A 13640-nucleotide genomic window follows, 5' to 3' on the forward strand; every position below is an offset into this window, starting at 1 on the left:
GTTTCTAATTAACAAAAGCTTAATAGCCCCGATCATGAATTTGAAACCGCCGAAAAGAGGGGCCGGGGTTTAACCCCCGGCCTGGTCCACTTACTGGAAGAAGGAAAGAACCTGTTGTGGGCGTTGGTTGGCAATCGACAGAGCCTGCGTGCCAAGCTGCTGCTTGACCTGCAATGACTGGAGCCGAGCGCTTTCCTTGGCCAGGTCCGCATCGACAAGATTGCCAATGCCTTCTGACAGCGAATCGGACAGTTTCGTTACGAATGTTGCATGAATATCCAGAGCCTTAGACTTCGTCCCCAACCGCGCAAGCGAGGCGTTGACATTGTCCAAGGAGGTTTCGATTTGCGACACGATATTATCCGCCTGCGTCGCCGTACCGAAGGACGAGGTCGCAGACAGCGTGACAATCGAACCACTCAGGCTCATATCTTCAGCTGAAACCGTAATGGTGTTCGACCCATCCGCATTGGCCAAAGCCACAAATGAGTTCGTCGAACCATCCACGAGATTCAGACCATTGAACTCCGCGTTCGTCACGATAGAATCGATCTGTTCGCGCAGGGCCTTGTAATCCTCATTCAATGCCGTTCTCGATGCGGTATCTAATGAGGCGTCCGCGGCCGCCAGAGCCTTCTCTTTCATTTCAATCAGAAGATCAGAAATCGCCTCGCCCGCCGCCAGCGCTACATCCGTGGTGGCAACACCCCGGTCGAGCGACTGTTGAACAACGCCGAACCCGCTGACTTCAGATCTCATACGCTGTGCGATTGCGAAAATCCCACCATCATCGCGCGCGCCCGAGACCCGTAAGCCGGTATTAATGCGGTTTTGAACTACTTCGAGTTCAGAATTGGCCTTATTCAGGTTTTGGAGAGCGATCATCGCTCCTGCATTCGTATTAACTGAATTCGAGATCATTTTGGGGTTCCTCCATTCTGGAAGCGTGAACGGCCCTTTTGGCCGGGCGGACTTTTTGTCCAGCCCTTACCCCTTCAACCCCCATGCCGAAACCGCAGGAGAGGTGTAAAAAATTAACTATAAAAATCAGGCACTAAAAAAGGCGCTCCGAAGAGCGCCTCACATAACATCTAATTTTGCCCGGGCGTTTTTTCCCTCGGCGTTTTTTACCTAGCCCGCATTCGGGGCCAGGCCTTGCATAATCGTGCGATTAATCTCGATCAGGAAATCAATATCGCCCTCACCGCGGATCGCCAGGCTCGTCTCCTTAGAGACGAAAATCGCCAAAGAGATGATGCTCGCACGCAGACCTTGGGGTAATTTATTGCCTTCACCGCTGCAATCGGCCGCCAGCGCTGTCCACACACGCCGGTTCCAATCGAGCGCATCGGCCCGCTTGGAAATCTCATAAGGCCCGGCATCCTTTGCCGACATCAGAGCACGGGTTACCTGACCAAACAGACGATACTCGGTCGAGCGCGGATCTTCGCTGCGCGCAGAAGCTGTCTGGTAAGCACGAATGGACATGAAGGTTCACCTGCTTTGCGACTTAAACCCTAAGCCTTGGTTCCTGCACCGAGGAGTTTTTCCTCATAGGTCATGATTTTGCGACAGCGCATCAAGGCCTTGTAGTATTCGCCCGCCATCACTTCGCGGCTGACGCCCACACACTCAGACAGAATGTCTGCATTTGTAACCGCGCTCATAAACTCTGTCATGCGTAATACGAATTCATCGTAAACAGAGTTTTCCGCTTTTGAGGAGAGATACATCATCATGACGGGAAAATAGATCCGGCGCGCGGGCGTGGTGACTTCATGCTCTTGCATGATATCCTTTTCACGCAGCACAGAGGCCCGGTTCTGCAAGATCAACGTGGCCCGACGATCACCGTTTTCAACAACAGCACCGTTCAAGACGAATTTTTCGCCAGGCTTCAAAGATAATTTTAACGGCATTGAACATCCATCCGAGGCAGTCGCGCTTACACCGGGTTATTGTTAACATCCCTTGGCCATACAATGAGGCTTTGAGGTGAACAAACCGTTTCCAAGACGGGACATGAATACGTTAGCAGGTTTTTAATCGAAGCACGGCGCACTGACTTTGACTAGTCCTAGACCATGATCGCGATATATGATGACCCAACTCCTTGATCTTGAAGCTGAACTATCCGCAGGCCAGGAAGAGGCCAAAAACGATATTCACGATGGGGTTGTCAAAAACACCCTCTCCCCCCTCAATAAGGCGCTGGAATCAAGCAAGGTCAAATCTGATCGCGCCCTTCAAAAGCAGATCGCCAAGATCAGGCGCGCCGTCGTCCTGATGGATCAGAACGCGCCGGCCAAGGCCGCGCAAATCCTGTTAAAAGTCCTCGATGAAGACCCTGACCTTCCCGTCGCCAACCTCGCCATGGCGATCGCGCTGGAGAAACTTGGCCGGCTTTCAACCTGCTTGACCTTCTATGAGCGCGCTTGGCGCATGGACCCGCAAAACTCTGAAATCTACCACAATCTGGCGCTGATCGCCTGGCGCATGGATATGTTGGACGCGGCAGAAAAATTCACCCGTCTGGAATGTCAGCTCGCCCCGGACAATCCCGCCGGGCCCATCAATCTGGGCGGAATTTTACGCGATAAAAGCAAGTTTGAAGACGCCATCGAGGTCGTGCGCGCGGCCATTTACCAGCATCCGGAAAGTCATGATCTGTGGAATGCCATGGGCACGATCCTGCTTGAAAGCGGCGACCCCGTACAGGCCATTGTCTTCTATGAGGAATCTTTGCGGCTAAAGCCTGATTTCGCGCGCGGACACAACAACATTGCCTATGCGCATGAACTGATCGGCGATATGGAAAAATCCCTAACCCATTTCGACCAGGCGATGAAAAACCCCGCCTCCTTGCGCGATGCCGTCACGATGCGCCACGGCCTGTCCCTGGCTCAGCTGGCCACCGGCAAACTTAAAGAGGGGTGGATCAATTACCAAAGCCGCCTGCATCGTGAGTATAATAACTCCACCCAATTCCTGATCACTCAACCCTTGTGGGACGGCCAGGATCTCGCGTTGATCGAGAATAAGCATCTGTTACTGGTCGGCGAACAAGGGATTGGCGACGAGATTATGATGCTGAGCGCCCTACCTGATCTGTTCAAGCGCATCGGGCCTGAAGGTAAAATCAGCCTGTCGTGTGAAGAACGCCTAATCCCTTTGTTCAAACGTAGCTTTCCACAGCTTCACACGATTACCCCGCACCGGACCCGCTCCATCGAGGGCCATCCCATGCGCGTGGTGCTGGGCCTGGATAAAGCCTTCACGCCTGATCTATGGGCCCCCTTCGGCAATATGATGAGCGCGGTACGCCATGATATCGCGCAATTCCCAACCTCGGGTGGGCATTTGACGCCCGATCCCGACAAGGTCAAACATTTCAAAGCACACTTAGACGCCCTGGGGCCGGGCCTTAAAATCGGACTGTGCTGGAAATCCAAGCTGATGAATGCCAAGCGGCAGAAATATTTTTCGCCCTTCACGGCCTGGAAACCGGTTTTACAAATGCCCGGTACGGTTTGGATCAATCTGCAATATGGTGAGATCGAAGCCGAGCTTGCCCAATGTCAAGACGAGCTGGGCGTCACCATCCATCAAATAGAGGGCTTAGATGTCATGAACCAGCTGGATGACCTGACCGCCCTGGGCGCAGCGCTCGATCTCGCTGTCGGTCCCATGAACACCTCCACAGCTTTGGTGGCCAGCGCCGGAAGCCCAGCCTTCATCGCTGCGGGTCAAAAACATGTCTGGGCGCAGTTTGGCACCGCGAATTTACCCTGGCTGCCCCCCGCGCGCCTCTTCAGCGCAGAGACTTTTGGCGATTGGGATACGGTGATGGCTGGGATCAGCAAAGCCATTTTGACCCTGCAAAAGGATGGTGCCTGATGGCCTTCACCCCCTTCCCTACGCACGATATCTTCAAGGCCTATAGCCTGGCGCGTGAGGCTTTGAGCCAAGGCAAGAACATGATTGCCACCCTGCGCGAGACGACGGACCTGCCCCATGCGCGCTGTGTTGAGATCGCCTACGCCCTGCAAAGCGGATCTTACACCGCCACCAAAGATAGCGACATCGCGCGCGCCTATCGCGCGGCAGTCCATGATATTGTGGTACCGCTGTGCCAATCGCATCATGTCGAAACCGTCTTTGATTGCGGGACCGGCGAAGGCAATATGTGGTGCGACTTTCCGCATAAGCTTTCGCACTTTGTGGGTCTGGATCTCAGCCTTCATCGCCTGTTATGGGCGGCGCGCAATCTGCAAGACGCCCCCTTCAATAAAACCACCCTGTGTAAGGGCGATATGGCCAGCCTACCTTTGAGTGAGCATAGCTTTGATCTTGTCGTGACCATGCACGCTTTAGAGCCCAATGCCCGTGCGAGCGATCTTATACCCGCGCTCGCCGCCCGCACCCGCGATTTACTGGTTTTGTTTGAACCCAATTACCGCGAGGCCAGCCCCGCCCAGCGTCAACGCATGGAAGCGATGGGCTATGCGCGTGATATTTGGGAGTGCGCTGAAGCGCTCAGCGATTTTGAAGTTCTGGCCAGCGCCCCGCTTGATGTGACGATACGCGCCGACAATCAGACCTATATTCTTATACTTAAAAGAAAAACACCCTTGGCGCGCACAGACTTTGCCTGGCAAAACCCCTTGACCCATAGCCCGCTTCTGGATGTGGATGGAAGTTTAGTGGATGAAGAGGGGTGTTTTTTCTTCCCAAAATTCAAGGATATATTCTGCCTCGCCCCAGAAGATGCGGTTTTTGCCGGACTTTCACCACAAAGCTCATAAATAGGTGCATTTCAGGGCTCGCCCTCGCCTGAGAGGTTGCTTATCTCTTATGGAACAGACACAATTAGAAGAATTAGGACGTCAGCATGCGCTTTACTGGAACTGAGACCTATGTCGCCACCGAAGAACTGGCCGCGGCCGTCAATGCGGCGATTGTTCTCGAACGCCCCCTGCTCATCAAGGGCGAACCGGGCACAGGTAAGACTGAGCTGGCGCGTCAGGTGGCCCAGGCGCTGAATGCGCCCTTCCTGGAATGGCATATCAAGTCGACGACCAAAGCCCATCAAGGCCTTTATGAATATGACGCCGTTGCGCGTCTGCGCGATAGTCAGCTGGGCGATGACCGGGTTCACGATGTTAAGAACTATATCCGCAAGGGTAAGCTCTGGCAGGCCTTTACCCATGACCAGCGCCCGGTGTTGTTGATTGATGAAATCGACAAGGCCGATATCGAGTTTCCCAACGATCTTCTGCAAGAACTCGACCGGATGGAGTTTCATGTCTATGAGACCGGTGAAACCATTCGCGCGGATCAGCGCCCGATCGTCATCATCACCTCAAACAATGAAAAAGAACTGCCCGATGCGTTCCTGCGTCGGTGCTTTTTCCACTTCATCTCCTTCCCCGACGAAGACACGATGGAACAGATCATCAAGGTCCACTATCCCGATCTGAAAGGACGTTTGTTGAGCGAAGCGCTCACCCTGTTCTTTGAGGTGCGCGCGGTTCCAGGCCTTAAAAAGAAACCTTCAACCTCAGAGCTTCTGGACTGGCTGAAATTGCTACTTGTTGAGGATATTGATCCCAAAGTCCTGCGCGAGCGTGATCCGCGCAAAGTGATCCCGCCGCTTCATGGGGCCTTGCTGAAAAACGAGCAGGACATTCAGTTGTTTGAAAAAATTGCCTTTATGGCACGCCGCGGAAACTAAGTTATGCCCGATCCGGTTGTGCTGGAGGCCCTAAAGGCCAAGACCCATCCCATGGCGGCTGCCCCCTCCATGGTGTTCTTGAAGCCTTTATTGGCCGACCATACCAAAGCCGAAGCGGGCGATTGGAGCTATTATCATGATAGCCGTGACCCCACCCGCTTTGGCCAGGACAATATCCGCTATGCGTTTGACTTCATTGAAGATCGCCTGATCATCGGCAAATATTGCTCCATTGCGGAGGGCGCGAGCTTCCTTCTCAATGGCGGCAATCATTTTGCGGATCGTTTATCAAGTTTTCCCTTTGCGATTTTTGCCGAGATGGAGGCTCCCGCCCCCACACCCTGGCCCAATCGCGGCGGCATCAGCGTGGGCCACGATGTCTGGATTGGCTGGGGCGCGACGATCTTGCCTGGGGTTTCGATTGGTCATGGGGCGATCATCGCCGCGCAAAGCGTCGTCACGCGCAATGTCGCGCCTTATGAAGTGGTGGCGGGCAATCCCGCTGAGGTCAAAAAACTGCGCCTGCCAGAACATGACATCGCACAGCTCTTGGCGCTCAATTGGTGGGATTGGCCTGATGAGGCGGTGGCCCAAGCCGGTCCGCATCTGATGAGCCAGGACATCCAAGCTTTAATGGCTTTTGCCAAAGCCCATGGCCTTGATTAAACTCTACCAGCCGCTCATAGAGGGCTAACCATGTTATTACGCTTCTTTTCCGATCTACGCGCTGCAAAAATCCCCGTCTCGACGCGGGAGTTTTTGACCCTGTTAGAAGCGTTGGACAAGGGCGCGATTGAGCCCAATCTCGATGATTTCTATGCCGTTTCGCGCGCCTGTCTGGTGAAAGACGAACGCCATTTCGACCGCTTTGACAAAGTCTTCGCCCATTTATTTGAAGGCATCGAAGCCTTAGGCGATATCTTTAAAGACGCCGACATTCCCGATGATTGGCTGCGCGCAGAGCTGAATAAAATCCTCAGCCCTAAAGAAATGGCCGCCATTAAGGCCATGGATTTAGATGAATTAATGCAAACCTTGAAAGAGCGCCTGGCCGAACAAACCGAGCGCCATCAAGGCGGTAATAAATGGATCGGCACCGGTGGGACCAGCCCCTATGGACATTCGGGCTGGAACCCGGCCGGCGTGCGTATTGGCGGTCAATCCAAGCACAACAAGGCGGTCAAAGTCTGGGAAGATCGCCGTTTTCGCGACCTTGATGGGGATCGCGAATTGGGCACGCGCAATTTAAAAGTCGCCCTGCGACGTCTGCGCAAATTCGCTCGCGAGGGAGCCCAAGACGAACTTGATCTTAATGCCACCATTCAGGCCACCGCCCAACAGGGCTGGTTGGATGTGCAAATGCGGCCCGAACGCCATAACGCCGTTAAGGTGCTGGTATTTTTCGATGTTGGCGGATCCATGGACCCCTATATCGAAATGACGGAGCGTTTATTCTCCGCTGCGCGCTCGGTGTTCAAGACCATGGAATATTTCTATTTTCACAATTGCCCCTATGAGGCCGTGTGGAAAAACAATCTGCGCCGCAAGATGGAGGTGAAGCCCACCTGGGACATTCTTCATAAATATGGCTCTGATTATAAAGTCATTTTCGTCGGCGATGCCGCCATGGCCCCCTATGAAATCACCCATCCGGGCGGCTCGGTTGAACATTTCAATGAGGAAGCCGGCGGGGCTTGGCTGCGGCGCATTGTTGAAGCCTATCCCCATACGGTTTGGTTGAACCCACAGCCTAAACCGTGGTGGAGCCATACCTTTTCCATCCAGCTTGTTCAGGAAATCATAGGACCAGAGCGCATGTTCCCCCTCACGCTCAGTGGGGTAGATCAAGCCATGAAAGAGCTCGCCAAGCGCTGATCGGGCGCAGGCCCTCAGGTGCAGGCCGGGCTGGGCATTCGCGTGCGGGCTACCTATAGAGAGGGCCTGACACACCGATAAAAGACGGCCCCGCCATGGATGATATCTTTAAAGACCTAGAAGCCCGCATCGCAGCCGAAGCTTGCACCGACATGAGTGAGGTGCGCGACGGTGTCGATCGCCTGGACCGCGTGCTGGTACGCCTGATCGCCGAACGCAGCCGTTATATGGAAGCGGCCGCGCGCATCAAACCGGGGCGCGAGGCCGTTCGCGATGAAGCGCGCATTGAAGATGTCGTCGCCAAAGTCCTGACAACTGCGAAAACGGTGGATTTACCCGCTGAGATCGCTGAGCCTGTGTGGCGTGAGCTGATTGAGCGCTCCATCGCTTATGAATTTAAGGTCTATGACGCTACGCGCACTTAGCCAAATCCTCAGCAACGCAGGTGCTGACCTTATGAACTTCGCGCGCAATGGCGATCAAGGCATCGCCGCGCGCATCATCCACGCATTGTTCTGCAATTTCACACGCATGACCAAGTGCCATCGCGCCAATGCCGCGTGCTGATCCCTTTAAAGTGTGCGCCGCATCACGCCAGGCTTGATCGTTTTGCGCTATCTTTAAACGCTCAATGCAGGTTTCGGCTTGGCGCAGAAAAAGACCAAATAATTCAGCCTCCAACGCCGCATCCCCACCGGTATACCGCGCTAAATGCTGACGATCGAGAATAGCAAAATCACCCATAAGAATTATCCTTACACCCCTTATGCACTAAATCGCGCCGACCGGAAACTTCAAGCCAAACTTATTCTTAGCCTTAAAATGCCCTTAATCTTACACTTACATTAAGGATTGATAATCTCTCGTTAGGAGAGTAAAATAGGCGATCAATTGCCGCTCGGGGGGAATGGATGGGACGGCTCTTCTTCAAACGTGAGAATTTAATCTTTTTTGTGTTAACCCTTGGTGTTTATGCACAAATTGGCGCTGCCTGCCTTTTAAGCGTGGCCTTGGCGGAGCGCGCACCCTACATCTTTGATACGCCCTCCCTTATTCCCTTTACACCTGTTATCTTATTAGCAGGTGCAGCGCTGCTCGCGCTCATTCGTCAAAGACTGCGCAAATCGCGCGCCTAAGGTACGCTCCGTCTGGCTTGGCTGACCTATTCAGCCTATATCCGGGCCATGATCGAGTTTTTTTCTTACATCACCTTCACCGATATTATTGGCTTCATGGGCGTGGCATGCGTGCTGGGGGCCTATTTCTGCCTTCAAACCGAATGGCTGAAATCGGATGATTTGCGTTATCTCTCCATCAATGCCTGCGGCGCTGTGCTCCTGATTGTCTCCTTGCTGAACACGATGAACCTCGCTTCAATGGTGATTGAGATCTGTTGGCTGAGCATTTCGGTGTTTGGCATCATCAAAACCCTGACCCGTCGCCGCACCCAGGAGAGTGACTATGAGCGCCCTTAAGGCCCTGAGCGCACAGCTCAATGTGACCCATGCCTCCCCCTGGATGGGCATTGATCAGGCCCGCATCAACGCCTTTGCAGACACGACCCTGGATCATCAATTCATCCATGTCGATCCTGAGCGCGCCAAGGCCACGCCCTTTGGCGGACCGATTGCCCATGGGTTTTTGACCCTATCCCTGCTGTCACACTTTGCTGAAAAAGCTCTACCCCCCGTGCCAGAGGGCTGTATCGGCATCAATTATGGCTTTGATAAAGTACGCTTTTTAAATCCGGTCACCGTCGATAGCCAGGTGCGCGGCCTGTTCACTTTAAGCGCGATAGAGCCGCGTGGGTCCAATCAAGTGATGCTGACCCAGACCTGTCAGGTGGAGATTCAAGGCGCGTCTAAGCCTGCCCTGATAGCCGACTGGCTGACCTTGATGATCCTACCTTAGGCTGTTTCGCGCTATTTAGCACCCAAAGCCTCGGCCTGACGCTCCAGTTTTTTCAAGAGCCGGGAGAGCTCTTGCGCCTCGGCTTCAGAGAAGTCCGCTAACAATTGGCGCTCATAATGATGGGCCAGCGGCACCACCTCTTCATAGACGCTTTGGCCCGTCACGGTGAGATGCACATCTGAGGCCCGTCGGTCGTGGGCTCTTTGCTCACGCGCAATCAAACTACGAGTATCCAAATTACGGATGGCGCGCGAGACGGTGACTTTATCCATCGCGGTCGCTTCGCAAATCGCCTGCGCCGTCAACCCGCCTTGCTGGCCCAGGACCGCAATCACCCGCCATTCCCAGATCGAGAGCCCAAAGCGCGCCTGATAGGCCTGCGCAATCAGCCGGCTCGCCTTATTCGAGGCAACAGAAAGCTGGTAGGGCAAATAGTCAGGAAGCCGCAGCACATCGCTGCGGCCCCCTTCAGGCTTATGATCATCTGGCATCGCCAAAGATTTAGGCGTCGGTTTTGATCACGCCGCGGCGGACTTGATCAAGCTCAATCGATTCGAACAGAGCCTTGAAATTACCCTCGCCAAAGCCTTCATTGCCTTTTCGCTGAATAATTTCAAAGAAGATCGGACCAATATTGGTCGTAGTGAAGATCTGCAACAGCAAGCCATCGCCATTTTCCGGATCACCATCCACCAGGATCGAGTTTTGCTTCAGACGCGGCAAGTCTTCGCCATGACCCGGCACGCGGTCATCAACCAGCTCATAATAGGTTTCTGGCGTGCTTTGGAAGATCACACCATTAGAGCGCAGCTTTTCAACCGTCTCATAGATGTTCTCGGTGGTCAGGGCGATGTGCTGAATGCCTTCGCCATTATATTCACGTAAGTATTCAGAGATTTGCGACTGATCATCGCTCGATTCATTCAACGGAATACGCAGCTTACCGCACGGCCCGGTCATTGCACGCGACAACAGGCCCGTATGCTGACCTTTAATGTCGAAATAGCGGATTTCACGGAAGTTGAAGACATTCTCATAGAAAGACGCCCAATGGTTCATCTTGCCGTTGAGAACATTGTGGGTCAGGTGGTCAAGCACTTCCAGACCCACTGAATGATCTTCGCTCACCTCGATCGGGTCGAACAAAGCATCATAAATATTGCTGTCGCCATATTGGTCGACCAGATACAGCACAGACCCACCGATCCCCTTGATCGCAGGAATGGTTTCGCCATCGGTCCAGATGCTATCGCCATAAGGTTCCGCGCCGCGCTCTAACGCGTCCGCATAGGCTGTCTTGACGTCTTTGACCCGGAAAGCCATCGCATTGGCCGATGGGCCGTGGGCTTTACGGAATTCAGCAGCCTGGCCTTCAGTTTCGCGATTGATCAAGAAGGTGATATCGCCCTGGGCATAGCGCACAATGTCTTTGGTCTTGTGCTTGCCAACCTTGTTGAAGCCCAAAGCGGTGAACAAAGCTTCCAGCTTCTCAGGCTCTGGGCTGGTGTATTCAACAAACTCAAACCCATCAGTGCCCAACGGATTCTCAAAAATATCAGCCATTGTGCTAATCCTTCTTCCACAGCGAAGCCCCGCACGAGGCGAGTGCGAGGTCTTTATGTGCCCCTTCGATGCCGGAAGATAGTAACATTTGCAACTAATTTAAGCCCACAATCTTCACCTTTGGTGAAAAAAAGGGTTATGATCGGCCCACCTCAGCACAAGGATTCTCGACTATGAACCTCAATCTTCTGGGATATTTCAGATCCGGGACCAGCTATCGCGTGCGCATTGCACTCAATTATAAAGGCCAATCCTATAGCCAGGACCCGGTCAATTTATTGGAGGCGCGCCATCATGATGAGGCCTATCGCGCTCATCAGCCCCAAGGCTTGGTGCCCACCTTGCAAGCCGATGGTGAAGATCTGATCCAAAGCCCGGCGATTTTGGAGTGGATTGAGGAAAGCTGGCCAACCCCGCCGCTTCTGCCCTCAGACCCGCGCGAACGCGCCCATGTGCGCGCCTTCGCGGCCGTGATTGGTTGTGACATTCATCCGATTCAAAATTTGCGCATCATGAAGCATATCAAGGCGACCTATGGCCTCGATCAAGACGGGGCCTTGGAATGGGCGCGCCATTGGATCCATTCAGGCTTTGAAGCCTTGGAAAAGCTTGCCCATCTTCATGGCAAAGAGGGCGATTTCATCTTTGGTGACGCCCCCACCATGGCTGAGGTTTATCTGGTGCCGCAAATGTATAATGCACGCCGCTTTGGTGTGCCTTTGGATCATTTCCCGCATTTAGTGCGCGCCGATGCCGCCGCAACAGCTCATCCCGCGTTCGAACAGGCTCATCCGTCCAATCAACCCGACGCCCCCCACGAAGACTAAACTCACGAAAGCGAGGTAGAAAAAAGCCCCGCCAATCGCGGGGCTTTGTCTTAAGCTTCACTCGGCTCTGGGTCTGATCGGCGTTTAAACGCCGGGAATTTGCCATAGGCCAAGCCGCGCCAGAACCATTCCAACGGCCCCATGGTGAAGGATTTCAGCCATAGCGTGGACCAGATCAGTTGCAGCGCCCATACCGCGATCACGATCAAGGCCTGGCCCCAACGCTCGACCTGACCAAATAACCCCAAGCCCGGCGGGCCAACGAAGATCAAGGTCATGATAAAGGTTTGGGTCAGGTAATTGGTGAAGGCCATCCGCCCGACATTGGCAAAAGCATCCCGGATCGGGGTCCAAATCTTCGCCTGACAGATCACCATCACCGCACTGGCATAGGCGAGCGCGACGCCCAGACTGCCGACATAGTTTAGGCCGGATGCAATCCAATAGGTCTTTTGGGAGAAATTGTCGGCGATCTCAATCACAGTCGATCCAATGACACATGCCCCCCCTAGAACACCCCCGATCAATAAAGCTTTGATATAATCACCGGCTTGCCAGTGTAGAGTTAAAAATCCACACTTGAACAAGGCCATACCCAGAAACATCACCCCAATCAAACGTCCGCCAAAAAACGTCAACGCTTGCAATTGCCCCAACAGAGTAATCACAACATTGTAGGGAAGGCGTGCAATAAAGCCTTCACGGTAGGCTTCAATTAAATCATTTAAAGCAGCAGGGGGGAGCGTGCCAAAAGTCAAATCTTCGCCCTGGCTCAATTCGGCTGGCATCAAGGCAGCGCTGGCCTGCATCAACAAGATTAAAAGGCCTGAAATCGCAATCCAGACCCCACCCCAAAACACCAGCTTTTTCACACTCATCTGACGGAAATAAACTGCGATCATGCCCACGATGGCATAAGCGGTGAGAACATCGCCATACCAGAACACATAAGCATGGATCAGACCGAAGACCAAAAGCCAGCGCATACGCGAAAAATGCAGGCGGCGGCGTCCGGTTAAGTCTTCACCTTCGCCCACCATCAACATAATCCCGGCCCCGAACAGCGCCGAGAAGATGGTGATAAATTTAAGCTCGAAGAAGGTATGCTGAATCGCCCAGACGGCCAGATTGATACCCGTAACATCCATATGAGCGGGAGGGTGGTCATAGGCGGCAAAATACATCGCGAAGGCCTGAACATTGACCGCCAAAATGCCCAATACGCCGATACCGCGTAAGACATCTAAGCTTTCAAAGCGTTGTTTTTCTTGAACCGGTCGCATGTCCCCTCCTTAAATATTGTCCGACACCTTAGTGCAAATGCGTGACAATCCAACTGTTATATTCGGGCATATTGAAGGCGGGTCAGGGCTTATTCTTACCAAGATTTCATGGAAATTGTGCGCTGCCTCTCTTGTCATTCCAGATCCAGCCCGTCATAAAAAACAAAAAGGGGACTGATTGTGACTATGCTTTGGAACATACTCTATTTTATTGCCGCCACCGCGCTATCGATGGTGGGCATCGAGTATAAAGCCAGCGAGGGCTGCCCCGAAACACGCACCATCCCCGTGGTTTATCAGGTGAACACCTCTTCCACGCAGCCTGCCGCCTGGTTGGCAACGGAAAAATGCGACACGACCTCGGTCAATTTAACTGGTCGCATTCATCAGATTTGATCCCAGCGTAAAAAAACCGTATCAATAAGGTCTGTGTGCGTCAGGCGCATC

At 53.5% G+C, this 13640-nt stretch carries 17 protein-coding genes; 10 read left to right on the forward strand and 7 right to left on the reverse strand.

Going from position 1 to position 13640, the window contains the following annotated elements:
- Window positions 1-90 precede the first annotated feature (90 nt).
- The 3 genes from H151_RS0100515 to flbT all read right to left on the reverse strand — a co-directional run bounded on the left by H151_RS0100515 (window position 91) and on the right by flbT (window position 1919).
- Window positions 91-921, reverse strand: coding sequence for a flagellin (locus H151_RS0100515; RefSeq protein ID WP_019959658.1), 831 nt, complete (start codon window positions 919-921; stop codon window positions 91-93).
- A 210-nt stretch (window positions 922-1131) separates the two neighbouring features.
- The gene (gene flaF, locus H151_RS0100520; protein ID WP_019959659.1) at window positions 1132-1488 is read right to left on the reverse strand and encodes a flagellar biosynthesis regulator FlaF; all 357 of its coding nucleotides are present in this window, start codon (window positions 1486-1488) and stop codon (window positions 1132-1134) included.
- Window positions 1489-1517: 29 nt separating this feature from the next.
- Window positions 1518-1919, reverse strand: coding sequence for a flagellar biosynthesis repressor FlbT (gene flbT, locus H151_RS0100525; protein WP_019959660.1), 402 nt, complete (start codon window positions 1917-1919; stop codon window positions 1518-1520).
- A 181-nt stretch (window positions 1920-2100) separates the two neighbouring features.
- On the opposite strand from flbT, the gene H151_RS15070 reads away from it, so the two are divergent.
- The 6 genes from H151_RS15070 (at window position 2101) to H151_RS0100555 (ending at window position 8034) form a co-directional block, all read left to right on the forward strand.
- A complete protein-coding gene (locus H151_RS15070) occupies window positions 2101-3897 on the forward strand; it encodes a tetratricopeptide repeat protein (RefSeq protein ID WP_019959661.1) in 1797 nt (598 codons plus the stop codon).
- Window positions 3897-4805: a class I SAM-dependent methyltransferase gene (locus tag H151_RS0100535; protein WP_019959662.1), complete on the forward strand. Its 909-nt coding sequence runs from the start codon at window positions 3897-3899 to the stop codon at window positions 4803-4805. Before H151_RS15070 ends, H151_RS0100535 begins: the two co-directional genes overlap by 1 nt.
- An 86-nt stretch (window positions 4806-4891) precedes the next feature.
- Window positions 4892-5734: an AAA family ATPase gene (locus H151_RS0100540; RefSeq protein ID WP_019959663.1), complete on the forward strand. Its 843-nt coding sequence runs from the start codon at window positions 4892-4894 to the stop codon at window positions 5732-5734.
- Between the two features lie 3 nt (window positions 5735-5737).
- Entirely contained in the window at window positions 5738-6400 is a 663-nt protein-coding gene (locus tag H151_RS0100545) for a CatB-related O-acetyltransferase (protein ID WP_019959664.1), read from the forward strand.
- Between the two features lie 30 nt (window positions 6401-6430).
- A complete protein-coding gene (locus H151_RS0100550) occupies window positions 6431-7609 on the forward strand; it encodes a vWA domain-containing protein (protein ID WP_019959665.1) in 1179 nt (392 codons plus the stop codon).
- A gap of 95 nt (window positions 7610-7704) precedes the next feature.
- Window positions 7705-8034: a chorismate mutase gene (locus tag H151_RS0100555; protein ID WP_019959666.1), complete on the forward strand. Its 330-nt coding sequence runs from the start codon at window positions 7705-7707 to the stop codon at window positions 8032-8034.
- Here H151_RS0100555 and H151_RS16745 read toward each other — a convergent pair.
- Entirely contained in the window at window positions 8021-8353 is a 333-nt protein-coding gene (locus tag H151_RS16745; protein WP_019959667.1) for an Hpt domain-containing protein, read from the reverse strand. The genes H151_RS0100555 and H151_RS16745 overlap by 14 nt on opposite strands.
- A gap of 440 nt (window positions 8354-8793) precedes the next feature.
- Here H151_RS16745 and H151_RS0100570 point away from each other — a divergent pair, with 440 nt between their 5' ends.
- Together H151_RS0100570 and H151_RS0100575 are read left to right on the forward strand one after the other, a co-directional pair.
- Complete coding sequence (locus H151_RS0100570) at window positions 8794-9084, forward strand: CBU_0592 family membrane protein (protein ID WP_019959669.1); 291 nt, start codon at window positions 8794-8796, stop codon at window positions 9082-9084.
- Window positions 9071-9520 (forward strand): MaoC family dehydratase, encoded by a 450-nt coding sequence (locus H151_RS0100575; RefSeq protein ID WP_019959670.1) that lies wholly within the window; start codon window positions 9071-9073, stop codon window positions 9518-9520. The genes H151_RS0100570 and H151_RS0100575 overlap by 14 nt, the downstream gene beginning before the upstream one ends.
- An 11-nt stretch (window positions 9521-9531) precedes the next feature.
- Here the strand turns inward: H151_RS0100575 and H151_RS0100580 are convergent, their stop codons facing one another.
- Together H151_RS0100580 and hppD are read right to left on the reverse strand one after the other, a co-directional pair.
- Window positions 9532-9972: a MarR family winged helix-turn-helix transcriptional regulator gene (locus H151_RS0100580; protein ID WP_233354463.1), complete on the reverse strand. Its 441-nt coding sequence runs from the start codon at window positions 9970-9972 to the stop codon at window positions 9532-9534.
- Between the two features lie 49 nt (window positions 9973-10021).
- Window positions 10022-11083 (reverse strand): 4-hydroxyphenylpyruvate dioxygenase, encoded by a 1062-nt coding sequence (gene hppD / locus H151_RS0100585; protein ID WP_019959672.1) that lies wholly within the window; start codon window positions 11081-11083, stop codon window positions 10022-10024.
- Window positions 11084-11256: 173 nt separating this feature from the next.
- On the opposite strand from hppD, the gene maiA reads away from it, so the two are divergent.
- Window positions 11257-11910, forward strand: coding sequence for a maleylacetoacetate isomerase (gene maiA, locus H151_RS0100590; RefSeq protein ID WP_019959673.1), 654 nt, complete (start codon window positions 11257-11259; stop codon window positions 11908-11910).
- A gap of 50 nt (window positions 11911-11960) precedes the next feature.
- On the opposite strand, the gene H151_RS15080 is transcribed toward maiA, so the two are convergent.
- Window positions 11961-13193: a DUF418 domain-containing protein gene (locus H151_RS15080; protein ID WP_019959674.1), complete on the reverse strand. Its 1233-nt coding sequence runs from the start codon at window positions 13191-13193 to the stop codon at window positions 11961-11963.
- Window positions 13194-13373: 180 nt separating this feature from the next.
- Between H151_RS15080 and H151_RS0100600 the strand changes: the two genes are divergently transcribed.
- Window positions 13374-13589 carry a hypothetical protein gene (locus H151_RS0100600; RefSeq protein ID WP_156823322.1) on the forward strand — a complete coding sequence of 72 codons (216 nt, stop codon included), beginning with the start codon at window positions 13374-13376 and terminating at the stop codon, window positions 13587-13589.
- The last annotated feature ends 51 nt before the right edge of the window (window positions 13590-13640 follow it).

Source organism: Woodsholea maritima DSM 17123 (genome assembly GCF_000382325.1).
In the GTDB taxonomy this organism is placed as follows: Bacteria; Pseudomonadota; Alphaproteobacteria; order Caulobacterales; family Maricaulaceae; genus Woodsholea; species Woodsholea maritima.

Coding starts and splice junctions, on each gene's coding strand:
- H151_RS0100570 (WP_019959669.1), top strand. CDS start 8,794: ATGATCGAGTTTTTTTCTTACATCACCTTCACCGATATTATTGGCTTC.
- H151_RS0100555 (WP_019959666.1), top strand. CDS start 7,705: ATGGATGATATCTTTAAAGACCTAGAAGCCCGCATCGCAGCCGAAGCT.
- H151_RS0100515 (WP_019959658.1), bottom strand. CDS start 921: ATGATCTCGAATTCAGTTAATACGAATGCAGGAGCGATGATCGCTCTC.
- flbT (WP_019959660.1), bottom strand. CDS start 1,919: ATGCCGTTAAAATTATCTTTGAAGCCTGGCGAAAAATTCGTCTTGAAC.
- maiA (WP_019959673.1), top strand. CDS start 11,257: ATGAACCTCAATCTTCTGGGATATTTCAGATCCGGGACCAGCTATCGC.
- hppD (WP_019959672.1), bottom strand. CDS start 11,083: ATGGCTGATATTTTTGAGAATCCGTTGGGCACTGATGGGTTTGAGTTT.
- H151_RS15070 (WP_019959661.1), top strand. CDS start 2,101: ATGACCCAACTCCTTGATCTTGAAGCTGAACTATCCGCAGGCCAGGAA.
- H151_RS0100545 (WP_019959664.1), top strand. CDS start 5,738: ATGCCCGATCCGGTTGTGCTGGAGGCCCTAAAGGCCAAGACCCATCCC.
- flaF (WP_019959659.1), bottom strand. CDS start 1,488: ATGTCCATTCGTGCTTACCAGACAGCTTCTGCGCGCAGCGAAGATCCG.
- H151_RS0100540 (WP_019959663.1), top strand. CDS start 4,892: ATGCGCTTTACTGGAACTGAGACCTATGTCGCCACCGAAGAACTGGCC.
- H151_RS0100550 (WP_019959665.1), top strand. CDS start 6,431: ATGTTATTACGCTTCTTTTCCGATCTACGCGCTGCAAAAATCCCCGTC.
- H151_RS0100575 (WP_019959670.1), top strand. CDS start 9,071: ATGAGCGCCCTTAAGGCCCTGAGCGCACAGCTCAATGTGACCCATGCC.
- H151_RS16745 (WP_019959667.1), bottom strand. CDS start 8,353: ATGGGTGATTTTGCTATTCTCGATCGTCAGCATTTAGCGCGGTATACC.
- H151_RS15080 (WP_019959674.1), bottom strand. CDS start 13,193: ATGCGACCGGTTCAAGAAAAACAACGCTTTGAAAGCTTAGATGTCTTA.
- H151_RS0100535 (WP_019959662.1), top strand. CDS start 3,897: ATGGCCTTCACCCCCTTCCCTACGCACGATATCTTCAAGGCCTATAGC.